Below are 6,697 nucleotides of genomic sequence, written 5' to 3' on the forward strand. Positions count from 1 at the left end.
CTGAGGCGATTGCCTTCGCCAACGTGCTTCCGGTCGGTCTCAGGGCGTTGTTCGTATCGGACTGGACAGCGGGCGAGGAGCCCCGCGACTTTCAGGACCGCGCAACGCTGACGGACGAGGTCCGTGCCTTGCGCGCGGCGCACAATTTTTCACCGGAGACCGCGATTCGTGATGTCGCCCCCGCCTTGCGGCGCCATGTCGACGAGGCCGCCTTCGAGCGCGTGCTCGCGCAGTTGCCGGCGGGCGCGACCGATTTCTGGGCGCCATGACGGCGCGCATCCTGGGCCTTTTCGGAAATAGAAGACATCGTGCGCTCGCAAGAGGACCCGCCATGAAACGCCTTGATCGTCAAACCAGCACGGATCACTCGTTGAAGGCGCTGGGTGCCCTCCGGCCTGACATGGCCGACGGGAAACGCCTTGCCGTTGCTCTCGCTTTCCTCCTGCTCATCGCTGGTTGCAGCGGGGTCAACCCGGAACGCCCAGCGCGGCCCGGTGCTGAGGCGGTCCCGAATAATGCCGGGAGTACGATACCGCCGGCGCTTCCCAGTGCCGCAAGCTGGCTCGCACCCCGCGCAGAGGGCGGCCTGGGGACACAAGCGCGGGCGGCACTGACCACTGCTCTTGATGAGGCCGTTACCGAAACCGGGGCATCCACCATCACCGCGGCGGTCTGGCAGTCCGGCGGCGAGCCGTGGATCGCCTCCCATGGCACGACCAAGGGACACCTCCATTACTGGGCCAGCGTTGGCAAGCTCGTGACGGCGGCGGCCGTCCTGCGGCTCGAAGCCGAGGGGCGCCTGTCGCTCGACGATGCGATCGCAACCTATGTCCCCGGCGTGCCGGAGGGCGATCGCATCACGGTGCGGATGCTGCTAAACCATACATCCGGGCTGAGCGGTGAGCCGCTCGATCTCGACGGCGTCCTCGAGGTCTTGCGGCGTCAGCCGCCCTATGCCCGCCCTGGCGCCGCATGGCGTTACTCCAACTCCGGCTACAGCCTGCTAGGCGCCATGATCGAGGACGTAACCGGGCGACCGTATCATGAGGCCGCGACGGCGCTTGTCCTGTCGCGCAGCACAGCCGAGGCGATCCGGCTGCTCGCACCCGGGGACGGGCTTGATGACATCGTGCCGCCGGCACCGAGCGCGGATGCGAACCGCGTCGAGGTTCGCGGGGTGCAGGCCGCGGGCGGTGTCGTCGCTGATGCCGGGAGCATGACCCGGTTGCTGCGGGATCTGCTGTCGGGTCAGATCCTGCCACCGAAGACTGTTGCCAGGATGCTGGAGGGGCTTCACCCGATGCATCAGGACGGGTTGTGGTACGGCCTTGGCCTCATGGTCTATGAGGTCCCCGGAGCGGGCGCAGAGGCGCTCTGGATCGGGCACTCAGGGGGCGTTCCCGGTGCCCAGGCGGTAGTGGCCTATGCCCCGGCTCAGCAGGCGATCATCGCGGTCGCGCTCACCAGTGAGGGCTCCGCCGAAGCCACGGCCTATCATCTGCTCAGGGCGCTGGAATCGCATGACTGAGATCACTTGATTGCGTCCGTCCCTTGTTGGCCGATCCAGACGAACCCCATTACGTCTGTCAAGCTGCCATTCGCCACCTGGACTGCTGCGGCAGCGACTCATGTCCGGCCGTCCTGCCAGACAGATCCAGGCGCGCGCTGGACCTCAACCGAGCCTACCGCGTGATTGTCCGTGAGCAGAGCTTTGTTCAGGGTCGAGATGCCGTTGTAGCACCGGCCGTCAACGTACACCCCTGGGTGCCTGAGGGCCTTCCAACGGGTATCGAGGCAGCACTGACCGGCGCGACCACCGTACTGACAGCTCCCGGGTTGCCCAACGGCGGTGTTTCGCAGTGAGCCACTTCGCGGAAGAAGAATGCGGGCCAGATGAGCCGAGACGGCGCGCCCCTTAGGTGGTGCGCCGCACGATCCCGTCGCCCAACTCCTGCTCGATCCGCTGCCAAGCCGCGCGCCGCCCGCAGCAATGGCCTTGTGAGGCGCGCCAGTACTGCCAGGCTTTGTAGTCGCGCCAGACTGGGGACTCGCGGGTCAGGCGTTCGATGATGAAGGGGCGTTGGTAGGCTAAACAGTGGGGACCGTAGCCTGGATCATGATCAACCCATCGTTCTCTAAAGCCATCGTGGCGGGGCCGTGCGTACGCGATGCGCGCGACACGCTCCGATGGCTCTTTGCACCAAAAGGCCTCGACCCAGACCACCGCGGCACCTTGCGTCGTCTCGACAAGAAAGGTGTCAGCGGCGCAATGAGCCTTCAGTTGCAGCGGCTTGCGGGGGTTGGGGATTAGGAGCTGGAGAGGGATTAGGCTGCGAATGGCGTCTGCTAGGTCCATGATGCTGCTATGACGGTTTGATGACGGCGGGGAGCCTAGCACGAGTCAGACCGAGTGTTTGATGACAGTTGAGTTAGTCTCGGCGTCCACGGCGGTAGCGACAAATCCTGGGGGCCGTGGGAGCGCTGTGGATCCCCGATAGCCACGGCCCGCTCAAAGCCGGGTCGGTGGCGGTGCTCTTGTCACACAACGGTGATGGCGATGGCGCGTTCTTCGCGTTCACCATGACGCGCTTCAGCACCTGTGGTGGTGCCCAAAGAAGGCCCCTTTGATGACGACAAGCACAGCTTCCTGCCTCGATAGCCCCTTTGTCGGACCTGATGGACGAGGGCTCCGCTCCTGCGGTCTGCCGATGCCAGTGAATGCGCGAGCTGGGCACTGGCGGTAGCGCGATGACGTGTTGTGATAAGGTTCAGCGGGCCTGACCGCGGAATGTGCACGGGATTGACCTTGTCGACTTTCGGACAACGACCTTGGGGTAAGCGCTGTTGGCACGACTCTTTTTCTGGGTGTTCATGGGCGGGTTCCTTGGCTCCGTCAGCCGCGAGCTGGTGAGCCATGTTTGGGCACCGCCGGCACCATGGGACTGGCTGCCGATCCTCGCGGTCAACGTCGTCGCCTGCTTGCTCATCGGTTGGCTCTATGGGCGTCAACGGCGGGTGCATCCGCACCTGATGCACTTTGCCGCCGTTGGATTTTGCGGCGGCTTCTCGACCTTCTCCCATTTTACCGATCAGACCCTTGCCCTGATGCAGGCTGGAGAGTTGGGGCTAGCACTGGGCAACGTTGGCGCCTCGATCATCCTCGGGCTTGGTGCCGCGTTGCTTGGTGAGCGGCTCAGTCCCGATTCCCGACCGCCTCCTGAGCAACGCGAGGTCAACGACGTCGCGTCAACGCAGGCAGGCCAGCGATGAGTGTTCTGTTGCCACACGTTCTGTTTGGTCTTGGCGGTGGTCTGGGCGCCATCGCCCGCTTCGCCTTGACGCGCTGGATCACCCATCGCTTTCCGCTCTCGACCCTGATCGCCAATCTGCTCGGCTGTTTCTTGCTCGGTCTGGGCCAGGCTGTGCTGCCGATACTCCCCGGAGGGGAAGGCGAGGATACCCGCCTGCTAGTCACCGGCTTTTGTGGCGGCTTTACGACGTTCTCGAGCTTCGCCTACCAGACGCTCGATCTGCGACGCCGCTTTACGCTCTGGCATGCCGCTGCCAACATCCTGTTCAGTTTGTTGCTGTGCCTGGGCGCTTTGGTCGTTGGGCAGGCGTTCGGGGCACAACTGTTGCCGAGCACCGCCTCCGGGGCCGGCTAGACCGGCCGCAGTCCGGCCCCTGGCGCGCACAACCGCTCCACCACGCGCATGGTGCGCCGGGTCGGCTACTGGCCTCTCACCGGGATGCGCAGCGCCTTTGCCTTGGCAATCAGCGCCACCAGCAGCTGGCCGTGCCTCCGCTCGGCGCTGCCAAGCGCACCGCGACCAGCTTAGCCTGTGAGCGCCGGGCACTCCGCATCCTCGGCTGAGACGCTGACACATGGATGCGCCACACACCTTTGCGGCGAGCCACGTGACGACTACCGCCCCTAATCCTCAGTCGCTACAGCAAGTTCGAGAAGGATCAATCCTCGACGTCGTACTGGCTGCCGATCCTCGCAGTCAACCTCAGCGCCGGCCGCCCACGGAGCGTGTCGATGCTGGGGGGCATCTGCGCCCTAGAACCACGTCTTCAGTCATGTGAGGCGACCGTCTTCGATAGGTCGGCAGTGAAAAAAAAGCACGGTGGACACCGTGCTCTTTAAAATTCCCACTGAGGAAGAATGGAGGAGTCCACTAGAGGTCACGCAAAGCTCTAGTGCTTCATTAATTTGCTAAATACTGATGTGATTGTCAACTCAATAAGTCATTAGTGGTTTCATGGTTATAGCTGCGCAGGGTCAGTGGCCTGAACGCTGTACCGTTGGAGCTCCGGCCTCAAGGTGCGGCTGGTGAACGGCTTTCGCGCACTGCTTGCGGTCCTGCAGATGCCGGCCTCTCGCAGCCATCGGCGCAGCGTCTCGCGCGACAGGTACAGGTCATGACGCTCGCTCAGCATCTCTAGGACCCGCGTCGGCCGGGAATCCGCACGGTGCTCAAAGGCTCAGCGGCAAAGGTGGCAGCGATGGCTATCCCAGCAGCGCAGAGCGTGTCAGAAGCGCGTTGTTGCTCATCCGAGGACAGGCTGCTGGCGGTTCAACCGAACGCCACATTCAAGCTCATATTGCTCAACTGGAGGGTATGTCATGACCACAGTCGACTTCTCACCGCTGTTCCGCTCGATGATCGGCTTCGACCGGATGGCCAATGCCTTGGAGACGGCCTACCAAAGCGATCCTGGTGGCTACCGGCCCTACAATGTCGAGGTGCAGGAGGAGACTAAGTACCGCATTACGCTCGCCGTGGCTGGTTTCGCCGAGGATGAGCTCGGGATCGAAGCGAAGGAGAACCTCTTGACCGTCTCGGGTCAACGCAAGAAGACCGAGGTCGAGGGTAGCTTCCTCTATCGCGGCATTGCCAACCGCAGCTTCGAGCGTAGGTTCCAGCTCACTGATTATGTCCGGGTCGTCGAGGCCAAGATAGAAAATGGCTTGCTACACATCGACCTGGTGCGCGAGGTGCCCGAGGCTATGAAGCCTCGACGTATCGAGATTCGCCGCACGGGCGCGAATCCGGCGATCGAGCACGCGACGGAGCCACGCAAGGCTGCGTGATCGCATCGCGCTAGAAGCGACCAGTGATCTCACCGCTGCGGTGACGATGCGCGAGGCCGGGTTAATGCCCGGACTCTTGCTGTCTGCGAGGGACTGAGCGAGTCGCAGGGATTGACCCTCGACCAATGTTGATTCGTTGGGAAGGCCAGTCAAGCTCAGCACCGAGTGCCGTCGTAGAGTACGGGCGGGATCGATGGTAGAGGTGTTCCCAAGGAGGCCGCTTAAGAGTCACATGTGATGGCTCCATCGGTGGTGTTGTCGCGTCACAGCTGACGCTCGCTCAGGCATGGACCTGTCATTTGATCCCAACCGTCTCCTCGCCCTGCATCCTGCAATGACTATCCCCGGCGGAGCGAGCCATGCCCCGAGCTGGTGTGATCCCCGAGCAGGATCAAGGAGCATCAAGTTACTGCCGCACATCGGGCTCGCTGACGATCCCTGACCGCGAGCCTGCTGTGCGAAGCATCCAGCAGCCGATCAAGGCACCGGCTGGAATGGTAAGCCAGCCAAAGAGTGCAAGGCTAAACAGGCTGAAGACGATCGCTCCGATGATCCCCTGCAACGGGTTCATTGGCGGCTCACCCTGAGAGGCCCCGCTAGTGAGCCAGCTGTGATCGAGCCAGGCACCCAGGATGAAGAGCCACCAGCAGAGCAGGTGTGAGAGCAGTCCTGCGAGCGCGCCCGTGAACAGACCCGCTCGGCAGCCTGCGGTCTGCCGCCGCTCAACCCGCCAGCGCCAAAGCCCGAAGCCCGTGACAAAAGCAGCAGTGCTCGAGTACACAAAGAAGAACTCCCAACCGTCGCCGATCGCTGACCAGGAGACATAACCACCCACAGCCAGCCCCACCAGGGCAAAGCATGCGGCAAAGTGCAGGCTGCTGGAGCCCGGTTTGATCATCGGATGTCATCGGCGTTGGGCTATCATGAAACCATGCAAATCAGAGTAAGCTATGATCAAAATGCATGGATACCTCCCGCGGCTCGCCGAGCAGGCGCTGCAACGCGGACTCTCGCGAGCACCCGCGCTGACCCTGCTCGGGCCGCGTCAATGCGGCAAGTCGACCCTGGCCCGCCAATGGCTAGGCGATGCGCCTGCCGTCTACCTCGATCTGCAGGATCGTGCCGATCGCGGAGGGTAGGGCGAGCTGAACCCTGGCGCAGCTGCGAAAGCTCAGCCCGTTGCGGGCGATTCGATGCGATCCGAGCGCTCTGCAACCCAGTTCGGGAAAACTCGCCTGAGCGCTGAGGATTGGCTGTCGCCTGGCGTGAACAGGCTGGCTAGAGTGCCCTCAGTAACTGACCTCAACTGAGGGTGCCTGATGATCTTTAGACGGCGAGCGCATCCGTTGGGTCGGGATGCTGGTGGTGATGGCAGTCGGGCCATGGCTGCCGTCGCCCGAGGACAGGTCCTCTCCTCGGCACTCTGGCGATGCAGCATCGGGCTCACGGTTATGTTCTCAGCTTCGACGCCACTTGCCGCAGCAGAGCGGATGGTGGCTGAAGTGACCTTTGAACGCCCGCTGCGGGCGAGCGAACTGATGCGTACTTGGCATCGACAGGCGCGCCGATCATCCCAAACGGAAGCGGTCCCAGAAAAGG

At 63.2% G+C, this 6,697-nt stretch carries 9 protein-coding genes; 7 read left to right on the forward strand and 2 right to left on the reverse strand.

The window, feature by feature from the left end; all coding sequences use genetic code 11:
- Both ACY693_RS12755 and ACY693_RS12760 read left to right on the forward strand, forming a co-directional pair.
- The coding region (locus ACY693_RS12755) for a DUF2267 domain-containing protein (protein WP_462322205.1) at positions 1-269 on the forward strand (269 nt) is incomplete at its 5' end.
- A 62-nt stretch (positions 270-331) separates the two neighbouring features.
- The gene (locus tag ACY693_RS12760) at positions 332-1,528 is read left to right on the forward strand and encodes a serine hydrolase domain-containing protein (protein ID WP_462322206.1); all 1,197 of its coding nucleotides are present in this window, start codon (positions 332-334) and stop codon (positions 1,526-1,528) included.
- Positions 1,529-1,915: 387 nt separating this feature from the next.
- Here the strand turns inward: ACY693_RS12760 and ACY693_RS12765 are convergent, their stop codons facing one another.
- Complete coding sequence (locus tag ACY693_RS12765) at positions 1,916-2,356, reverse strand: hypothetical protein (protein ID WP_462322207.1); 441 nt, start codon at positions 2,354-2,356, stop codon at positions 1,916-1,918.
- A gap of 488 nt (positions 2,357-2,844) precedes the next feature.
- Here ACY693_RS12765 and ACY693_RS12770 point away from each other — a divergent pair, with 488 nt between their 5' ends.
- The 3 genes from ACY693_RS12770 (at position 2,845) to ACY693_RS12780 (ending at position 5,098) form a co-directional block, all read left to right on the forward strand.
- Complete coding sequence (locus ACY693_RS12770) at positions 2,845-3,270, forward strand: fluoride efflux transporter FluC (RefSeq protein WP_462322208.1); 426 nt, start codon at positions 2,845-2,847, stop codon at positions 3,268-3,270.
- An 8-nt stretch (positions 3,271-3,278) separates the two neighbouring features.
- On the forward strand, positions 3,279-3,665 hold the full coding sequence (locus tag ACY693_RS12775) for a fluoride efflux transporter FluC (protein ID WP_462322209.1): 387 nt from the start codon (positions 3,279-3,281) through the stop codon (positions 3,663-3,665).
- Positions 3,666-4,630: 965 nt separating this feature from the next.
- Complete coding sequence (locus tag ACY693_RS12780; RefSeq protein ID WP_462322210.1) at positions 4,631-5,098, forward strand: Hsp20 family protein; 468 nt, start codon at positions 4,631-4,633, stop codon at positions 5,096-5,098.
- Positions 5,099-5,504: 406 nt separating this feature from the next.
- On the opposite strand, the gene ACY693_RS12785 is transcribed toward ACY693_RS12780, so the two are convergent.
- A complete protein-coding gene (locus tag ACY693_RS12785) occupies positions 5,505-5,996 on the reverse strand; it encodes a hypothetical protein (protein WP_462322211.1) in 492 nt (163 codons plus the stop codon).
- 52 nt (positions 5,997-6,048) lie between these two features.
- Between ACY693_RS12785 and ACY693_RS12790 the strand changes: the two genes are divergently transcribed.
- Positions 6,049-6,237, forward strand: a complete 189-nt coding sequence (locus ACY693_RS12790; protein WP_462322212.1) for an AAA family ATPase — start codon at positions 6,049-6,051, stop codon at positions 6,235-6,237.
- Positions 6,238-6,480: 243 nt separating this feature from the next.
- The coding region (locus tag ACY693_RS12795; protein ID WP_462322213.1) for a hypothetical protein at positions 6,481-6,697 on the forward strand (217 nt) is incomplete at its 3' end.

It is taken from the genome of Halochromatium sp. (assembly GCF_054919635.1).

Excerpts from the sequence above, each read along its gene's own strand:
- ACY693_RS12780 (WP_462322210.1), top strand. The coding sequence starts at position 4,631 with ATGACCACAGTCGACTTCTCACCGCTGTTCCGCTCGATGATCGGCTTC.
- ACY693_RS12790 (WP_462322212.1), top strand. The coding sequence starts at position 6,049 with ATGATCAAAATGCATGGATACCTCCCGCGGCTCGCCGAGCAGGCGCTG.
- ACY693_RS12785 (WP_462322211.1), bottom strand. The coding sequence starts at position 5,996 with ATGATCAAACCGGGCTCCAGCAGCCTGCACTTTGCCGCATGCTTTGCC.
- ACY693_RS12765 (WP_462322207.1), bottom strand. The coding sequence starts at position 2,356 with ATGGACCTAGCAGACGCCATTCGCAGCCTAATCCCTCTCCAGCTCCTA.
- ACY693_RS12760 (WP_462322206.1), top strand. The coding sequence starts at position 332 with ATGAAACGCCTTGATCGTCAAACCAGCACGGATCACTCGTTGAAGGCG.